Source organism: Fluviicola sp., from assembly GCF_029266855.1.
Lineage (GTDB): Bacteria > Bacteroidota > Bacteroidia > Flavobacteriales_D > Crocinitomicaceae > Fluviicola.
The window spans coordinates 340,334-357,428 of the sequence record NZ_JAQSWB010000002.1 but is presented as its reverse complement, the minus strand read 5'-3'; the positions used below and the strand labels follow the sequence as shown (position 1 = coordinate 357,428).

13 protein-coding genes are annotated in these 17,095 nt (G+C 40.7%); 3 read left to right on the top strand and 10 right to left on the bottom strand.

The features are described from left to right. Nucleotides 1–302 precede the first annotated feature (302 nt). From menD to K0S23_RS06925, 4 genes are all read right to left on the bottom strand, one after another. Nucleotides 303–2,006, bottom strand: coding sequence for a 2-succinyl-5-enolpyruvyl-6-hydroxy-3-cyclohexene-1-carboxylic-acid synthase (gene menD, locus K0S23_RS06940; protein WP_300355705.1), 1,704 nt, complete (start codon nucleotides 2,004–2,006; stop codon nucleotides 303–305). Between the two features lie 102 nt (nucleotides 2,007–2,108). Then, on the bottom strand, nucleotides 2,109–3,089 hold the full coding sequence (locus K0S23_RS06935; RefSeq protein ID WP_300355704.1) for a hypothetical protein: 981 nt from the start codon (nucleotides 3,087–3,089) through the stop codon (nucleotides 2,109–2,111). Between the two features lie 64 nt (nucleotides 3,090–3,153). Beyond that, nucleotides 3,154–4,128 (bottom strand): chorismate-binding protein, encoded by a 975-nt coding sequence (locus K0S23_RS06930; RefSeq protein WP_300355703.1) that lies wholly within the window; start codon nucleotides 4,126–4,128, stop codon nucleotides 3,154–3,156. Next, nucleotides 4,125–4,550: a hotdog fold thioesterase gene (locus K0S23_RS06925; protein WP_300355702.1), complete on the bottom strand. Its 426-nt coding sequence runs from the start codon at nucleotides 4,548–4,550 to the stop codon at nucleotides 4,125–4,127. Before K0S23_RS06925 ends, K0S23_RS06930 begins: the two co-directional genes overlap by 4 nt. A 273-nt stretch (nucleotides 4,551–4,823) precedes the next feature. Between K0S23_RS06925 and K0S23_RS06920 the strand changes: the two genes are divergently transcribed. Then, entirely contained in the window at nucleotides 4,824–5,603 is a 780-nt protein-coding gene (locus tag K0S23_RS06920; RefSeq protein ID WP_300355701.1) for a hypothetical protein, read from the top strand. 63 nt (nucleotides 5,604–5,666) lie between these two features. On the opposite strand, the gene K0S23_RS06915 is transcribed toward K0S23_RS06920, so the two are convergent. The 3 genes from K0S23_RS06915 to lon form a co-directional block, all read right to left on the bottom strand. After that, nucleotides 5,667–6,818, bottom strand: a complete 1,152-nt coding sequence (locus tag K0S23_RS06915) for a hypothetical protein (protein WP_300355700.1) — start codon at nucleotides 6,816–6,818, stop codon at nucleotides 5,667–5,669. Next, complete coding sequence (locus K0S23_RS06910) at nucleotides 6,818–8,242, bottom strand: MBOAT family O-acyltransferase (protein WP_300355699.1); 1,425 nt, start codon at nucleotides 8,240–8,242, stop codon at nucleotides 6,818–6,820. The genes K0S23_RS06915 and K0S23_RS06910 overlap by 1 nt, the downstream gene beginning before the upstream one ends. A gap of 89 nt (nucleotides 8,243–8,331) precedes the next feature. After that, nucleotides 8,332–10,749 (bottom strand): endopeptidase La, encoded by a 2,418-nt coding sequence (gene lon / locus K0S23_RS06905; RefSeq protein WP_300355698.1) that lies wholly within the window; start codon nucleotides 10,747–10,749, stop codon nucleotides 8,332–8,334. Between the two features lie 350 nt (nucleotides 10,750–11,099). Between lon and K0S23_RS06900 the strand changes: the two genes are divergently transcribed. Then, nucleotides 11,100–12,209 (top strand): acyl-CoA desaturase, encoded by a 1,110-nt coding sequence (locus K0S23_RS06900; protein ID WP_300355697.1) that lies wholly within the window; start codon nucleotides 11,100–11,102, stop codon nucleotides 12,207–12,209. Between the two features lie 6 nt (nucleotides 12,210–12,215). Here the strand turns inward: K0S23_RS06900 and K0S23_RS06895 are convergent, their stop codons facing one another. After that, complete coding sequence (locus tag K0S23_RS06895) at nucleotides 12,216–12,701, bottom strand: OmpA family protein (RefSeq protein ID WP_300355696.1); 486 nt, start codon at nucleotides 12,699–12,701, stop codon at nucleotides 12,216–12,218. Between the two features lie 43 nt (nucleotides 12,702–12,744). Next, a complete protein-coding gene (locus K0S23_RS06890) occupies nucleotides 12,745–12,954 on the bottom strand; it encodes a hypothetical protein (protein ID WP_300355695.1) in 210 nt (69 codons plus the stop codon). 157 nt (nucleotides 12,955–13,111) lie between these two features. Here K0S23_RS06890 and K0S23_RS06885 point away from each other — a divergent pair, with 157 nt between their 5' ends. After that, on the top strand, nucleotides 13,112–13,726 hold the full coding sequence (locus K0S23_RS06885; RefSeq protein WP_300355694.1) for a hypothetical protein: 615 nt from the start codon (nucleotides 13,112–13,114) through the stop codon (nucleotides 13,724–13,726). 96 nt (nucleotides 13,727–13,822) lie between these two features. Here K0S23_RS06885 and K0S23_RS06880 read toward each other — a convergent pair whose 3' ends face one another. Then, complete coding sequence (locus K0S23_RS06880) at nucleotides 13,823–16,675, bottom strand: T9SS type A sorting domain-containing protein (protein WP_300355693.1); 2,853 nt, start codon at nucleotides 16,673–16,675, stop codon at nucleotides 13,823–13,825. Nucleotides 16,676–17,095 lie beyond the last annotated feature (420 nt).

The window sequence follows — 17,095 nt, the reverse complement described above, 5'->3', positions numbered from 1 at the left end:
TCCTTTTTTGTGACAAATTTAATGTCAATTAAACTATAAAAAATGGATTTGTGATTTTTTTCATTTTTAACAGAATTTTTGGATTTTAAATTTTGTTTTAAATATCTGATTTACTTACATTAGCAATATTGAACCTTGCCCTATTTAGAGGCATTCAAACCAATCAGAGAGTCCAGCTGTCTTTTTCGTAGTAGTTTTTAGCAGTTTGGGCTCTCTTTGTTTTTTTTCGGTTCGACTACGCTCAGTCACCGACTATGCTCAATCACCGTTCCAAACTTGCTCAGTCACAGTTCGAAATTTTCTCAGGAACTTCTTTTCGTAAAGGCTTTGAAATACGCTTCCAGGACAGCACTATTCTGCTCATCCATGGTGTTAATCTCCAGAAGTTTAGGCTTCCCGTTAGTGCTTTCCGAAAAGAAGGTATCCAGGTGTTCATCCAAATCGATTTGAGAAGAAGCCGCGAAGTATTCCAACTGATAAGTCTTAGCAATGTCTTCTGCAGATAATTCCTGTTCTGCAACAAAAATCTTCTTCCATTGTTTTGTTGATTTAGGCCCCGGAATAATATTAAAGATATCTCCACCGCCATTATTGACCACAATAATCCTCAGATTAGATGGTAAATGCTTACTCCACCAAGCATTGGAATCGTAGAAAAACGATAAATCTCCGGTAATCAGTATATGTGCTTCGTTCGGAGAAGCAATTGCAGATCCTACCGCTGTAGAGCTGCTGCCATCAATCCCACTAGTACCGCGATTACACCAGTAATTCACCGTTTTAATCGGGTCAAACAACAAGGCATAACGGATCAGGGAACTATTTGAAATATGCAGATTACAATAATCCGGAATGACATCCATGACAAATTCCATCGCTTTCAGGTCACTCCAGGGCTGGGCAGCACAAACTTGTTTTTGGTCATCCGATCCATATTGATCCACCTTTTTCCATGCAAAACCAAAGCGCGATTTATGCGGGTTACTTGCTACAAGCTGCTGAATGAATTCCAAGCCAGCAGAAGCAGAAACCGTTGCTGTAAAACGCAGATTCTGGTAAGTATCCATGAACGGAAAATCTGCTCCGAAACGAATCACTGGTGCTTTGGACTGACGCAGGAACGCTTTAATCTTCTTTGAAATAATTGCTCCTCCAATGGTTACAATGCAATCAGGATGAAAGGACTGCACCTCCGATTCAGGCATGATATTCAGCGTTCTGTCAATATTGGAAACAAAATACGGACTATACATATTGGAAGTATGCTCTACCAAAACAGCAATGGAACCGTCCAAAGCTAATTTTTCCAGTTGCTCCTGTAAATCCGGATCTTTTTGAAGTTGCCCTACAATGATCAATCTCTTTTCAGAACCGGACCACAAATTTTCCAGTTTAATTTTACTGCTCTTTGACAAAACGGATTCCGTTTCAGCCAATTCCACCCAATTCTTCAGAATATGGATATCCGTTGTCGTTTCATATAAAGGTTCCGAAAAAGGGATATTCAAATGAACAGGACCTTTCCTGTTTCCAATTGCAGCCTGCAGCACTTCCGATAAATTCCGTTCGAAATGCCAGCGCTGGTTGTCCGAGTGAATTTCATTCAACTGGGCACTTTTCAAGACCATGTTATCAAATACGCGTTCCTGCCGGATTGTTTGTCCATCTCCCTGATCCACCCACTCCAAGGGTCTGTCAGCAGAAATAACAATCAAAGGAGTTTCCTGGTAAAAAGCTTCGGCAATTGCCGGGTAATAGTTCAAGGGCGCGGATCCGGAAGTACAGGTAATCACTACAGGTTCTTTCAATTTCTGAGCCATTCCATGTGCATAAAATGCTGCAACACGCTCATCAGGCACCACAAAAACCCGGAAGTGCGGATCTTCGTCAAAAGCAATACTCAAAGGAGCATTTCTGGATCCGGGAGAAATAACCACATGTGTTACACCTATTTTTTTACAGCCGTCAACCAAAAGCTGTACTTCCAATTTTGCACTTGAAATCATGGTGTAAATTTAATTAAAAGTTGCCTTCGAGTCCGCTCAGTCACCTTTAATTAAGACAAACTATGGTAACAAAGCCGAGTCAAAGTGTCAAAGTTCAAAATATCAATTAAATACCTTCCGGTCTCTCAACAACTTCAGCAGGTCTTTCATATTTTCCTGGCTGAAGTGGATCCGTTTATCCAGTGATTCGGATTTCAGGATTAATTCCTCCGCTTTGCGGTAATCCTTCAAGTAGAATTCAACACATGCTTTCTGATAATAACAGACCGCAGCTATTTCATTGTCCACCCGGTTCTTTTTTGATCCCGGTTCATATTCCAATAAGGCCTCGTCATAAAGCTGCAATGCTCTCATTACTTCCGGGGCCGACTTATCTGTAGGATTGGTTGTAAACCATTTAGTTAAAAGGTTTCCCGCCTCATTGAGGTCCGAATAATCCTGTTTCTTAGATTTTGCACCGATTGCATACAAATCTATATTCCTGTTCCCGATGAAATAATCTGCACACATTTTAGCATAAATTTTTCCAACCAAATCTTCTACTGTACCAGCTATTTTTTTCGATTTGTTGTTGTTATACTCTATTTTTGCACTCTCGTAATTCTTAGCTGAAGTACCTGAAAACTGGCTATATCCGGATTCCCGATAGCTTTTAACAGTAAGCCCATTCGCAAGTATCAAGTTAAAAACAAGGTCAATTTGTTCTTCTCCGTCGTAGCGATATGTCGTCGTAGTTGTTTTATTTCCCTTTTTATCTGTATTTGTAGAAGAGGAAGTTGAAGGAGCAGCGTTCTTTTTGGTAATCCTGTTCATTGAGAAAGTTACATACATATCACTTGCTTCGATGGATGTTACGAACGAGTAAATACGATCATTAAACTTCTTAATGAACATTCCCCGAATATTGTAAGAATCGTTTGGAACCGGATCAACAAAGATTCTTGTATTCCCAATATAATCCAAGTTCACTGGAGGAACATCTATGCTTAAGGAAACAGCTTTTTCAGGCTTCAAATTCTGAGCACAGATCTTATTAAACAAGACTACGGATGCTGTTAAAGCAGCGAGAACCAGGACTTTCATAAATCAGTATAATTTAAACTTCGGTGAAATTAGTGCAATTGGCGAATTAACACCGGAAAGGTGATTAATAAATTTTTTTCATCACACGCATCAGCGTTTCAGCCTTGTGTTCTGTTTCTTCCCATTCCATATCCGGAATCGAATCAATGGTAAAACCTCCGCCAACATATAAAAAGGCTCTATCCTGGAAGAGCTGTGCACAACGAAGATTTACAAACAGGTTGGTATTTCCCTCTTCAAACAAACCAATAAATCCGGTATATAATCCGCGGTCATGCATTTCCCTGCTTGCAATTGCTTCAATTGCATTTCTTCTCGGTGTTCCGCAAACTGCTGGAGTAGGATGCAGATCCAAAGCAATGGACCATGCATTCGGTTTTGTAAGAAGTGCTTTGAAGTCAGTTTTTAAATGCTGAACCGGTCCAGCCTGAACAACATATGGGCCTTCAGATTCAATTTCAACGCAGGCATTCCGTTCCAAACTTTCCTTGATCGCATCTACTACAAAAGCATGTTCTTCCAATTCCTTCGGTGTCCATTCGTGTTCTTCATTTTCTCCGTGGGTTCCTGCCAGCGCAACGGTTTTACAAACCATTCCTTCCTGGTTCATCAGCAATTCGGGAGTGGCCCCGATCCAGGTTCCGAATTCCCGGGAAGAGATCAGGTAACAAAATGCATTGGGATAAGTATTTTCCAGCATGTGGAACAGATCAAAGGCTCTTTCACCTTCAAAAGGCGTTTGTTTTACTCTCGAAAAAACACCTTTTTCCACACCAAGAAGGGGAAACGAGTTCAAAAAAGCCTGAGCTTCGATCTGGTAATCTCTTCGTGAAATGACGGTTGGTATTTCCTTGCTGTAATGAAAGTCAAAAGCAATATCCAGGTCTGCGGATTCTTTGAAATGATAGGTCCGTTCATGGAGAAAATCCGAAACAACAAAGCCCGAAGGCTTTTCCTCTTCCTTCAAAGCAAAAAAGGTACCTCTTTTGATTACAGGCTCTTTTTCTTTAGGTAATCTATAAATGACTAAATCTTTCACGACCTTGGAACAATCATTACTGTTAAACGACCAGTACAAATCAATTTATTGTTCGACTCATCAAAAATATCTACCTGCCAAATGTGTGTACGCGATCCAGCATGCACGATCTTCCCTATTCCTTTCACAGAACCGGTTCTTACGCTCCCGATATGATTGGCATTGATCTCGATTCCAACAGGTACTTCTTTACTGATATCAAGCAATAATGTAGAACCGATAGAGCCAATCGATTCGATCAGGGCAGCGCTTGCCCCACCGTGTAACAAGCCCATAGGCTGGTGTGTCCGGTGATCCACAGGCATAGTTGCCACAATGTAATCTTCCCCGATTTCCACGCATTTAATATCCAAATGTCCCAGCATGGTATTATTTGAATATTGATTGATCTGTTCCAGTGAAACGCTATTCAATTTTCTCATCGATTCGAATTCTCTTTTAAATTAGCTAAAAGACTTTCAGCAACTAACTTTTCAAGGTAAAATTACTACTTATTAAAAAGAGGTAAACAACAAATAAATAATTCTCCCACAGATTTCGCAGATTTCCGCAGAAAACAATTCACCATACAGCTTGTACCATTCCTTCTTTAAAAACCAGAAACAAACCCTCCGAATAAAGCAAACATACACTTCACATTTTTTTGAAATGAGCGAATTAATTAATTCCTACTTTCATTTTACTAAACTGCAATTATGGACAAGCCCATCATGTCACTTCCTTGTAATCAGTCGCATACGCGAATGGAACAACGCAATGGCGGCTATTATTGTTCCAGTTGTGAAAAAGTACTGACGGATTTCCGTCATAAATCAGAAACTGAAATCAAACAAATCATTACGTCGAACCCGGGAAAGGTTTGCGGAATTTTTCATAATCATCAAATCAGTTCTAAAACTTCACATGTTGCATTGTCCATCGCTTCCTATCGGGTGGGATTATCTTTACTGGGTATACTTGGTTTTTTGGGTCCGGTAATCTCATCCTGTGAGTCGGCACCGGATGATGCAACAGTTGTGAAACAAAAAGCATTCAACAAACTCAAGTTTCCGTTAAAAATAAGCGGGCAACTGAAAGATGAACAAACAGGAAAACCGCTAGCAAAATCTCCCGTTGAAATCCAGCAGGATGGTAAAACGATCCTGATAGGCATTACGGATAAAGACGGAAACTTTGAACTAACAGTGAACAGAAAAGATCTGAAGGAGGAAACTTTTGACCTGATCTACCTGGCAAAAAATCATACAGGAGATACTTTACAGAAACAAAGCATAGAATCTTTTGCAAGGGGAAAGAAGTTAATCTTAACACTGAAAGCCGAAGCCGTTAAATGCGATGTGAAAAACGGTGAGATCCCTATCCCGGGAGAGCCTGTTATCGAAGGAGAAATGATTCCGTACGAGGAAGAAATTCCACTTGCCGGAAAACCGGCAATGATCGTTGAGCCTGAACCACCGAAAGAAGTAAAACCTTAATAATTAACAATAGATTCTACACCTACACCTAAATCAGTAAGGGGACTCGTGAAAACGGTCCCTTTATTTTTTGATTCCATATTCTGCGCAGGCCATTTCTATAAAACCAAAACTGAATTTGTGCAAGTTAGCATCGGTGATCAGAAGAAAAACCACTTTATTTTCTTTTAACTTTTGATCCAAAGACTGATCTTTCACCAAGGTGGCTTTAGTATAGCTAGCCGGATAAATCTGTTCATTATAATACCAAAACTTGCCTCCGTTAAACAGGAAGTTGGAACAATTTGAATTGAATAAAGGCCAATAAAAGCTATCCGCAATAACCAATACTTTCGGATCATCCTTCTTTGGTTTCCGGTTCGGATGAAACCTCGGATAAGCCAGTTTCAAATCCGGAATTCCAACTATCAAATTCATTCCACGCCCGATATCATCATCACCAAGCATTGGCTTATCAGACTCCACAATGGTCTCCAACACCAAATGAGGAGTTTCAGTTTTACAGCGTTTTGAGACAAATTTACTAAGCGAATCCATCGCCAAAAACTGACCGTAGGCACTCCAGTGAATTCCTGTTTTTGAAAACAGCGGGTATTTCGACTCCTTCTTCATCGATTCAAACCAACTATGCATATCAATGTAAGTTACAGCGTGTTTGTGGAATTGTTTTTTAAACACCTCATAATTGGTATTCCCGGTCCGGGGTCTTTTATATGTTTCAGGAATATACTCCGGATAGAAGCTGGCTTTTCCGGGAGCAAGAATCACCACCAAATCAATTCCCTTTTCCTTCAAAGTATCCTGTATGGATTTCCAATCTGCTGTGATCCTTTCAATTTTCTGTTCTCCCAGGAAATCAGCTCCATAATAAGCATTTATATAACTTTCCTCGTAGAGATAATCTTCTTTTCCCCTTATCACCCCGGAAGCATGTGCTATATTAAACAAACTGTAATTCCACTGATTATATATACGGATCCAAGCCGGCCGGAAACCTGTGTGGTCCGTAATGTATTTATCCTGTCCTTCCTGGTATTTCCCCGAGAACCAGCTTTCCTTGGTCAATTTAGGTTTGGATGAAAGTTCAAACGATCCGTTCAAAGGTTTCTCTTCAAAAAAACGAAACTTATGCTGAATCATCGGAATACACAATAAAGCGATGATTCCAAAGAAAACAACCTGTTTCAATCGTTTATATGCCGGTTGCTGATTCATCAAAAACGGAAATAAATAAAGGGATTAAAACCTGACGAAGTAACCGAACTCGCGCTAAGCACAAACAAAACAATAGTCACGAAAAGAAACAAGCCGTTTGCAGTCAATGAATAGGTATTCCTGCTATAAACAAAATCCTGCATTTTCTTCCCGATTGATAAGGCCGGAAGGAAGGAAAAGAACGCTGCTACGATCAATACAGGCCAGAAATTTGCAAGCGGCACAAAAGTGTTATCCCAGCTGAAATCGAATAAGCGCTCAAAATAAAGTCCTACCTTACTCATATCGTCCTCGATCTTGAAAATGACCCAGCCCATCATTACGATCAGGAAGGTTATTGCAATGGATAGAACACTTCCCAGGCGGTTTAAAAGTTTGACGAGGAAAATGCGATCCAGAATCAGGAAAAAACCATGAAATGCTCCCCAAACAACAAAGTTCCAGGATGCACCGTGCCAAAATCCCGACAAAATAAACACCAGGATCAGATTGAAGTATAAACGGGATTTCGATGACACCCGGTTTCCTCCTAAGGGAATATAGAGGTAATCGCGCATGAAATTTCCCAGCGTCATATGCCAACGACGCCAAAACTCAGTAATGCTTTTTGAACTATAAGGACTATTGAAATTTTCAGGAAAATGGAACCCCATGATCTTACCCAAGCCAATGGCCATATCCGAATACCCCGAAAAATCGAAATAGATTTGCATGGTGTAAGCTAAAATCCCGATCCAGGCTGTTGAAGCGCTCAATTGATGGAAATCACTTTCAAAGATCACTTTTGCCTGTTCAGCCATAACATTCGCAATCAATACTTTCTTTGCCAAGCCAATAGAAAAGCGGTAAAACCCAATGAGCTTTTCGTCAATATTCTCTTTGCGTTCAATAACCTCATCTGCAATTTCCTGGAAACGGACAATTGGTCCTGCAATTAACTTGGGAAAAGCCAGGAGGTATAAAAGATAATCCTTCAGGTTATTTAGAGGAGCGTGTTTTCTGCGATAGACATCGACCGTGTAGGTAATCGATTCAAAAGTGAAAAACGAAATCCCGATCGGCATAATTACTTTGGTCCAGCTTACCTCCTTTAAACCGAAACTTTCCAGTAATTCGTTTGCATTTCCGATAAAGAAATTGGAATACTTAAAATAGGCCAAAAGACCTAAATTGATAACAAGAGAGAGAATAAGCAGCACTTTCCGCTTTCTTTCTTCTTCGGACCGGTGAATAGACCTGACCAGTAAAAAATCAAGGAGGGAAGTACCCAAAAGAATAAAAACAAAAACAGGAGCTCCCCAGGCATAGAATAAGATACTGAAAAAGAAGATTGTCCAATTCTTCAGTGATTTGGGAACCACATGATAAACAAGCAGGAATAATGGCAGGAAGTAAAATAGAAAAAGTGTACTACTAAAAACCACTTGTTTTGATTATTTGGTTTTCAAAGATAAAAAAATGTGGGGACGCAATACAATTGCGTCCCCACTATAAAACAAACCTAATAACTTTCTTATTTACCTTGCTTTTCCAATGCCAGATCAATGACTTCTTTCATTTTCTTGACATAGTGAAACTTCAGTCCTTTCACATAATCGGCTGTGATCTCTTCCACGTCTTTCCGGTTGCGCTCACTTAAGATAATTTCTTTGATATTTGCGCGTTTAGCCGCCAGGATCTTTTCTTTGATCCCGCCAACAGGAAGCACTTCACCTCGCAAAGTAATCTCACCCGTCATAGCCAGGTTTTTCTTCACCTTTCTACCCGAGAAAGAACTTGCCAAAGAGGTCAGCATGGTGATCCCGGCACTAGGACCGTCTTTTGGAGTTGCGCCTTCCGGAACGTGGATGTGGACATTTTTTTCATCAAATAATTCCTGTTCCAAATCCAGCCAGTCGCTATGAGCTTTTAAGAATTCCAGTGCAATTACTGCAGATTCCTTCATTACCTCTCCCAGGTTTCCGGTCAGGGTCAATTTCCCTTTTCCTTTCGTCAGAGAAGATTCGATAAACAGGATGTCACCTCCGACACTAGTCCAGGCCAATCCGGTAACTACTCCCGGCACATCATTGTTATCGTATTTCGTTTTTTCGCGTCCGGCTCCTAAAATACCTGTCAGTTCTTCAATAGCTATTTTTTCAGAGTATTCTTCTTCCAAAGCAACCTGTTTTGCTCTATGACGAGCCAATTTCGCCAGTTTTTTATCCAAACCGCGAACACCGGATTCATTGGTGTAATTCTCAATAATACGTTCAAGAGCCTTGCGGTCTAATACCAGGTTCTTTTTCGTGATACCATGAGCTTCCAATTGTTTCGGCAACAAATGCTTTTTCGCGATCTCAATTTTCTCTTCAATGGTGTAACCATTCACTTCAATGATCTCCATTCTGTCGAGCAAAGGCCCCTGAATGGTAGATAAACTATTTGCAGTAGCAATGAACATGACCTTCGAAAGATCAAATTCCGTTTCCACGTAATTATCATAGAATGAGGAATTTTGCTCCGGATCAAGTACCTCCAGCAAAGCAGAAGAAGGATCTCCGTGATTACTTCTTCCAAGCTTATCAATTTCATCCAGAACAAACACCGGGTTTGCGGTTCCCGCTTTTTTCAAGTGCTGTATCACACGACCAGGCATTGCACCGATGTATGTTTTCCGGTGACCGCGAATTTCAGCTTCATCATGCACACCACCCAGTGACATGCGTACATATTTGCGTCCCAAAGCTTCAGCAACCGATTTACCAAGAGAAGTTTTACCAACTCCCGGAGGGCCATAGAAACATAAAATAGGAGATTTCATATCGCCTTTCAGTTTCAACACAGCCAGGTATTCCAAAATACGCTCCTTTACTTTTTCCAGTCCGAAATGATCGCGTTCCAGGATCTTTGCAGCGCGTTTCAGATCCAGGTCATCGATTGAATATTCATTCCACGGCAAATCAAGTAAGGTATCCAGGTAATTCAGCTGAACAGTATATTCCGCACCCTGAGGGTTCATACGCTGTAATTTCGCCAGTTCCTTATAGAACAGTTTGGAAACCTCCTTGCTCCACAATTTTTTCTCTGCACGGTCTTCCAGGTCTTTTACATCCTGTTCCTGCGGATTATCCCCTAACTCATCCTGGATAGTCCTGATCTGCTGATGCAGGAAATATTCACGCTGCTGACGATCCATATCCATGCGAACTTTCGACTGGATCTCATTACGCATTTCAAGCAGTTGGGATTCGAGAGTCAAATGTTCCACCACCATGCGTGCACGCTTGCGGAAATCCAATTCTTCCAGGAGCTCCTGTTTCTTTTTTACATCCGCATTCATATTGGAGGAAATGAAATTCACCATGAATGTCGGTGATTCAATATTCCCGATTGCGAATGCAGCTTCCGAAGGAATATTCGGACTGTCTTTGATAATCTGAAGTGCCAATTCCTTGACATTCCGGAACAAGAGTTCCATTTCCTTATCGTCTTTTTCCGGTAAGATCTCTGTCAGGAAATTTACTTTCGCCCGCATGTACGGTTCCGTTTGATAAGGTTCCGCAATCTCAAAGCGTCTTTTTCCCTGAATAATCACTGTAGAAGTTCCGTCGGGCATTTTTAACAAACGAACGATCTGAGCCACTGTACCAACGCGGTGCAGGTCATTGAATTCAGGATTTTCCTCTTCCTGGTCAATTTGGGAAACCACTCCGATCACCCTTTTCCCGCTATTGGCATCCTGCAATAGTTTTAAGGATTTGTCGCGACCAATTGTAATGGGAATCATTACCCCGGGGAAAAGCACATTATTTCGCAAAGGCAAAATAGGCAGATCTTCCGGGAAGATCTCTTTGTTCATATTGTCTTCGTCGTCCTGAGACATCAAAGGCAAAAACTCTGCGTCTTCTTCAGATGAGACTATAATTGTATTATCGAATGAATCTTTCATTGTATGTGTATATTTAACGTCAAAATGTCATTGTTCTTATTCTAAAGCACAAAAAACTGCTGACGACATGGTTTGTCAAGTGTTGTGCCAATCCGAAATCCCTGACGAATTGACATGGCAACTCCGAATTACAAATTGCGAATTACAAATAACTGGTATACGGTTAAATTAAGGCTGCAAATTGGAATCCCAGCATTTAAACAACTTCTTTAAAACACTGATTCAACAGTCGTTAAATATTTTCATTATTTCAATTCAATCGTCAAAACTAAAGGGTTAGTCTAAAGATTTTGGATAAATGACACAAAGCGGTTTTTTATCTCTATCTTGCCGGACTCTAAAAAAACTGAATGAGCGAAATAGGTTCCGTAAAATGGAAGAAGAAGGATCTTGAACACTTCTTTCCCACACTAAAGAAACGCGTTGATGGATACTTCAGCGGAAACAAGATCAAAAAACAAGGAAACAGAAAGCTCTACATTAAAGCCTTTGTTTTGTTAGCGACCTACCTTACACCCTTCGTTTTACTTCTTACTATTCCTCTTCCCAATTACGCTCAATTACTGATCTGGTCCTTTATGGGATTTGCATTGGCAGGAATTGGAATGAGCGTAATGCACGACGCCAATCACGGTGCTTTTTCAAAGAACAAGACTTTGAACTATTTCATGGGACACACCCTTAATTTATTGGGTGGCTCCGTCTGTAACTGGAAAATGCAGCACAATGTATTGCATCATACCTATACAAATGTGGCAAATATGGATGAAGATATTGACGATAAATTACTGATGCGTTTTTGTCCTCATTCCGAGCGCAAGTCTTATCACCGTTTCCAGTTCATCTATGTTGTTTTCTTTTATTCGATCCTGACATTATATTGGGTTACGCTGAAAGATTTCGTTCAATTCATTCAATACCGTAAGCACAAAACCTTTTGTGAGGAAAAGAAAAGCAGCATCCGGAAGTTCACACAGATCATTTTACTGAAAATAGTTTACTTTTTTACAACAATCTATTTGCCTATCGGGATCATCGGGTTACCGGTTGGAACTACCATTGCCGGATTTATAATCATGCAGGCAATTGCCGGATTTATTCTTGCTTTGGTCTTTCAGCTGGCACATACTGTTGAAGGAACGAGCCACCCGCTTCCAAACGAAGAAGGGATTATTGAAAACGACTGGGCAATTCATCAGCTTCAGACAACAGCGAATTTTGCCCGCAAGAGCAAATGGATCTCGTGGTATGTCGGTGGTTTGAACTTCCAGGTTGAGCATCATTTATTTCCATATATTTCTCATGTTCATTACCCTCAAATTGCGGAGATCGTAAAAGAAACGGCTGAAGAATTCGGGGTTGAATATTTGGAGAACCAGACATTTATGGGTGCCGTGAGTTCACATTTCGCCTTTTTGTACCAGTTAGGGAAACCTGAACCTGTTGCAGTTCCTGCTTAGGATTGTTTAAGGGATAATTGTTATTACGGTTCTGCGGTTTGCTATGTGCAATTTATTGTATTGCGCTTTGTTTGTCTTTTTGTATCGATTGATTTCTTCTTCAGAAACAAGGCATTGCGTTTCTCCGTAGCCTTTTGCAAGCATCCTGGAATTTTCCACACCACGTTTGGTTAAATATTCCCTCACGGAATCGGCGCGCATTTGAGAAATCTTTAAATTCATCGAATCACTTCCCCTGGAATCCGTATGAACTCCAATCTCAATTGAAATTTGCCTGTTCTTTTGCAGAAAATCAATCAGGCTGTCCAGTTCATTTATGTTCGTGCTATCGTATATCAATGGTGAATGATTGCAAATTGCGAAACGAATATCTGTCAGTTCGCGCTGCTGACCTGCTACAACGACAGTATCAGAAAAGGTGAAAGTTCCCTGTGATTTTCCGGTGAAATGAATGAAAACAAAAATCAGGCTAACCGAAATTAACTTTTTCATACCGATTGATGTCCATTTTTAAAGAAGGTAAACTTTGGAAGCGTCAATTCACGGTACTTTTCAAAAAAAGGGTGGTAAGTGTTCTTGCCCAATAACGGGGAACGGCATGTATTTCCTGCAGAAATGCGACCACTTCATTGGATTTCTTTTCTCCTGCATTAAAATCTTTCAGGGTTTCCATCCAAAAAGCAATCGATTTGCCGGTTTTTTCAATGACTTGCTCGTCGCTAACGTCCCAGTATTCTTTTTTCATAAGCCGAAAGTTTCTTTAACGAAGATAACTTTTTTTGATATCAGGATATTAAGACTATAAGACATCAGGACTAAATAATTAAGTCTTAGCATTTAGCTTAACAAAAAATTAACGATTGGCACGCAATTTGATTTCGGTCGGTGATTAAACTACATGCATGAAACCTGTTCTATCCATTTTGATGTTGTCGTTGCTTTTTATTTCCTGTAAAAAGGGTAAAACATTAAAACACGCAGTTGATGTTCAATTCATTACACCTGCCAATTCAGAAGTTTATCCGGAAGGTTACTTCCCGCCTTTCGACCCGAATGATCCCACCGAATCGTGGCACAGCCCGAATTATGCACATGATTATTCCACTAATGAAATTGCTTCCAGGTTTAATTCGAAACTCATCTCTTACCTGGATAAAAACAAGGTCATTCTTCAAAACGACACCGCCGATTATGTGCTGATAATAACATCTATGAACCTGAACGAATCAATGAACCGGGAAGGATATATTGACAGTTGTTCTTTTGGGAATCCGGTTAATTACGTCTATTATTCTTCCCTTCGTTTTGTAGTCAGTGCCTCACTCTACAGGTACGGTGTTTTGGTGGGATCCTGGACAGAAGAAGGAAATTCATGGGACAAACTCAAATCGAAAACAGATGAGTGCAATGCTCCGAAAGTACGAGGGATGTATCGGGAGACTATGGAATTGGTGCAGCAGGTTTCAAAAGAATTACGTGTGCGTGTTTCCAGGAAGATGTATGAACTAGAAAATTAAAAACCCATTCATCCAATGACGAATGGGTTTTGAATAAAGGTTTGTGTCGTTCTCGATACTCCTTCGCTATGCTAAGGGAACTCGAACTGACAGCGGTTAATATTTAACAACTCTTTCCTGTGCTGTTTTAGAATCCGAGCTAATTTGCAGAATGAAGAGGTTTCCTTCCAATTCGCTTAGATCAATTACCTGCATTGCCTGGTAATCCGTTACCGTTTGCAAGAGTTTTCCATTCATATCAAAGATACGGATGGTTGCTCCTGTTTCTGAAATTCCGTTAACGCGGATAAGACCGGCAGTCGGATTCGGGTAGACTGTGAAGAGATCTTCCCCGTTTGTTGAGTTCTCTCCAATTCCCAAATCTTCAGGGATCGGATCAAAGTTAATTCCACATGGTCCGTCATTGGATAAAAATGCGCTTCTAATTGCACTCGCTTTCGTGAATAAATCAGTTACCGGTTCGAAAATAGTAGCTGCCGGAGCAGACTGGCGTTTAATCAAATACGCATAATCCAATTCAACAACACCGCCATTGTTTAAAGCAGTTTTACCAAAGGAGTATCCACCTCTGCGATCGCCAGCAGGATTTGAAGTTGATCCGCTTCCACATGGTTCAAATTCCGACCACGCAAATCCGGGGTCAACACCTTCAGTCCCCCAATTCAAAGTGTCTGAATCTCCTGGATACATGTAATTTGTCTCAATCGTTGTTACACATGATCCTCCGGGAAATCCATTTCCTCCATAATACATCTGATCACCAAACCGGAACAATCCATTCAATACATTGTACCATTGAGTAGCAGAAGTTGGGTCAGACATTCCAATCGGGGCATTGGTTCCGGAGAATATATTCACTGAAGACAGGCCAGTGTATTCATTATCTACAATCCCATCATTGAAACCATAACCATTTACCGATTGCCCGGGTAGAATCCCGATCGCATTGTCTAAGCCATCATTGGCCTGCTTGAATCCTTTTAACACCATGAGTCCCTGAGCAGCAAGTGTATCCTGGTAACCGATTCTTCCCGAGTTGTTTTCATCAAACGCATCGGCATTGTAATTATAAACTAATCCAAGCCCTACATTTGTTCCTGCATAATCATCGCTGAAATTTCCAAGGTCCCCGTCAAAACGTCCGCCAAAGAACAACGAATCAATGATTGCTCCACGAGAATGGATCTGAACTTTGCGCATCAATACATTATCAAAAGTTTCTGTGGTATCACAAGCCTGGGTGTAGACATAACTGTGAAATTCAAGCGCTTTATCGGTGTTCCCGTTATCTCTGTAATGCGTAATACTGAACACACAATCGTTTCCATATATTTTTGGATATTCACCCTGAAGCGGTTCATAGACTCCGTTTGAATTATTATCTACAAAAGGGGCAAGATCTGCTGCCTGACCTAAAGCTGCATTCCCGTGTGCCGGCCAATTCCTAATTTGCCAAACAGGAATATAAGTTGAAGAACCAGATTGCACCGAATCAATATGATCTTCTATCATTTGAAGGCTTAAATGATACGGGCGATTGTATTTTGCCTCGAGAAGTTCATCATACAATGCGCTTGTGGTATATGGACCGGGAAGTTCATCGTACTGATCCGAAAAGCTTGACAAGGGATTTGAAACCGTATCATTCGATCCGATAAAGCCTACAAAGTGCTCACTTAAGTTGTAACAGCCAGAGAGACCGTCGTAAGTTGCTCCGGGTAATCCGTAAGGACTTGTGATTACTTTTGTTCCCAACCCGATGCTTGCACTTAAATTCTGACCAGATGTCAATTCCGTTCCATACTCCTCGTATCTTAAAGCCGGAAGAGATGAGTATGCCTCACAATAAGCTGTTCTTCCCATTTTCACATTTCCGGTCAAATCAAGGGATAATCCCTTTTCGCTATCCGAACCAATCACTAGCATGCCATTGGAAGATTTAAACAAATGATAGATCGATACATTCGTAGATACCGAGTCCAGGATCTGAAAAGCCTGATCCGTCTTAAAGAAAATTCCGTTCGTTACATTTGAATACTTGTAATAAATATGGTACTGATTATTTGCATATTCAACCTGGCTTGCGATCGAATTTGCCGGCCATGAGAAGAATCCGGTATTGGTCAATGTTCCCGCTGCATTGTAGTGTTCAATATTGATCCCATTTGTAATTCCAATGGTTGTTGGATCGATTAAAAAAGAGCTTACCGAACGTTGAGTTGTAATTCCGATATTTTGCGTTGTATAGGTATTTGCTGCTGTACGTGTATAGATAATTGCCGAAGGAACTCCAACACCCCAAACCACTTTCTCCAGTCCGTTTAGAACAAATACATTTCCACTTTTAAAACCGGATGTCAATGTATTTGTAAAAGTAGCTGTGCTTGTGATAGCAGCACTTACCAATTCCTCTGTGGGTGCAGAAAACGTCCCGGTATTTAAGGCAATGCGTACCAAACCACCAGAACTTTTCACTGCATAAGTTACCAATTCATTCCCTATCAATTTCGGTTCGAAATAGGAAGTCTTGTAATTTCCGGTACTTGTGAGAGTACTTAACAAGGCTCCGGTAGTTTTATTCACCTTCAACCAAAGCAATTTCATGGAAGAAGGAGAGCCTGCACCTAAAACATAGTAGCGTTCGTTCCCTTGCTCAATGGCTGTCAGCAACATGGTAAACTGCATTGTCCCCGGGAGGTCTACCGGATATGTCTGCTGATCAAATGATTCCAGGTCGCCATATTTGGAAATGTATTGCGTAACAATACTGGCTTCATTCGCTCCACTTCCCTGTGCGCTGCACAGGACAACTTTGTTTTGAGAATCGTAATAGCTATAGTTAGTAAAAGATGCGGCACCAGACCAGTTGGCGTGCATAAAAGTTCTGTTGAATTGTGAAAAAGCAAATCCGCTTATTAACAGAACGAGACAGGTAGAAATTATCTTCATGTTGATTTTTTTAGGTGTTAAACATTCTTGTTACCTAACAGGAAGAACGATGATGATTCCAAAAGGGTTGGATGAAAAAAACAACTTGAATCAGGTGATCTTTAAAATTCAGTACAGACAGTAGCAGACTTTACAGTCGCTACGGTCAGGGCTTTCAACGCTCTTTCGAGCTTCGTAGTTTGAATGTAAAACACTGCTTCACTAAAGTTTCGCAGTGTAAAAGGAGACAGTAGCAGACTTTACAGTCGCTACGTCTCAAGGTGGGGTATCTATACTTTAACTACGGGATATAGTCGCTTTATAGTCGCTCTACCTACGCTGTATACTTATACTATTCCAGAACTATGTCCATGAGGTGTTCAGGTGAATTATTCTTGTGGTTTCCCACACGGAAAAAATGTGGAAAACACTGTTGGTTTT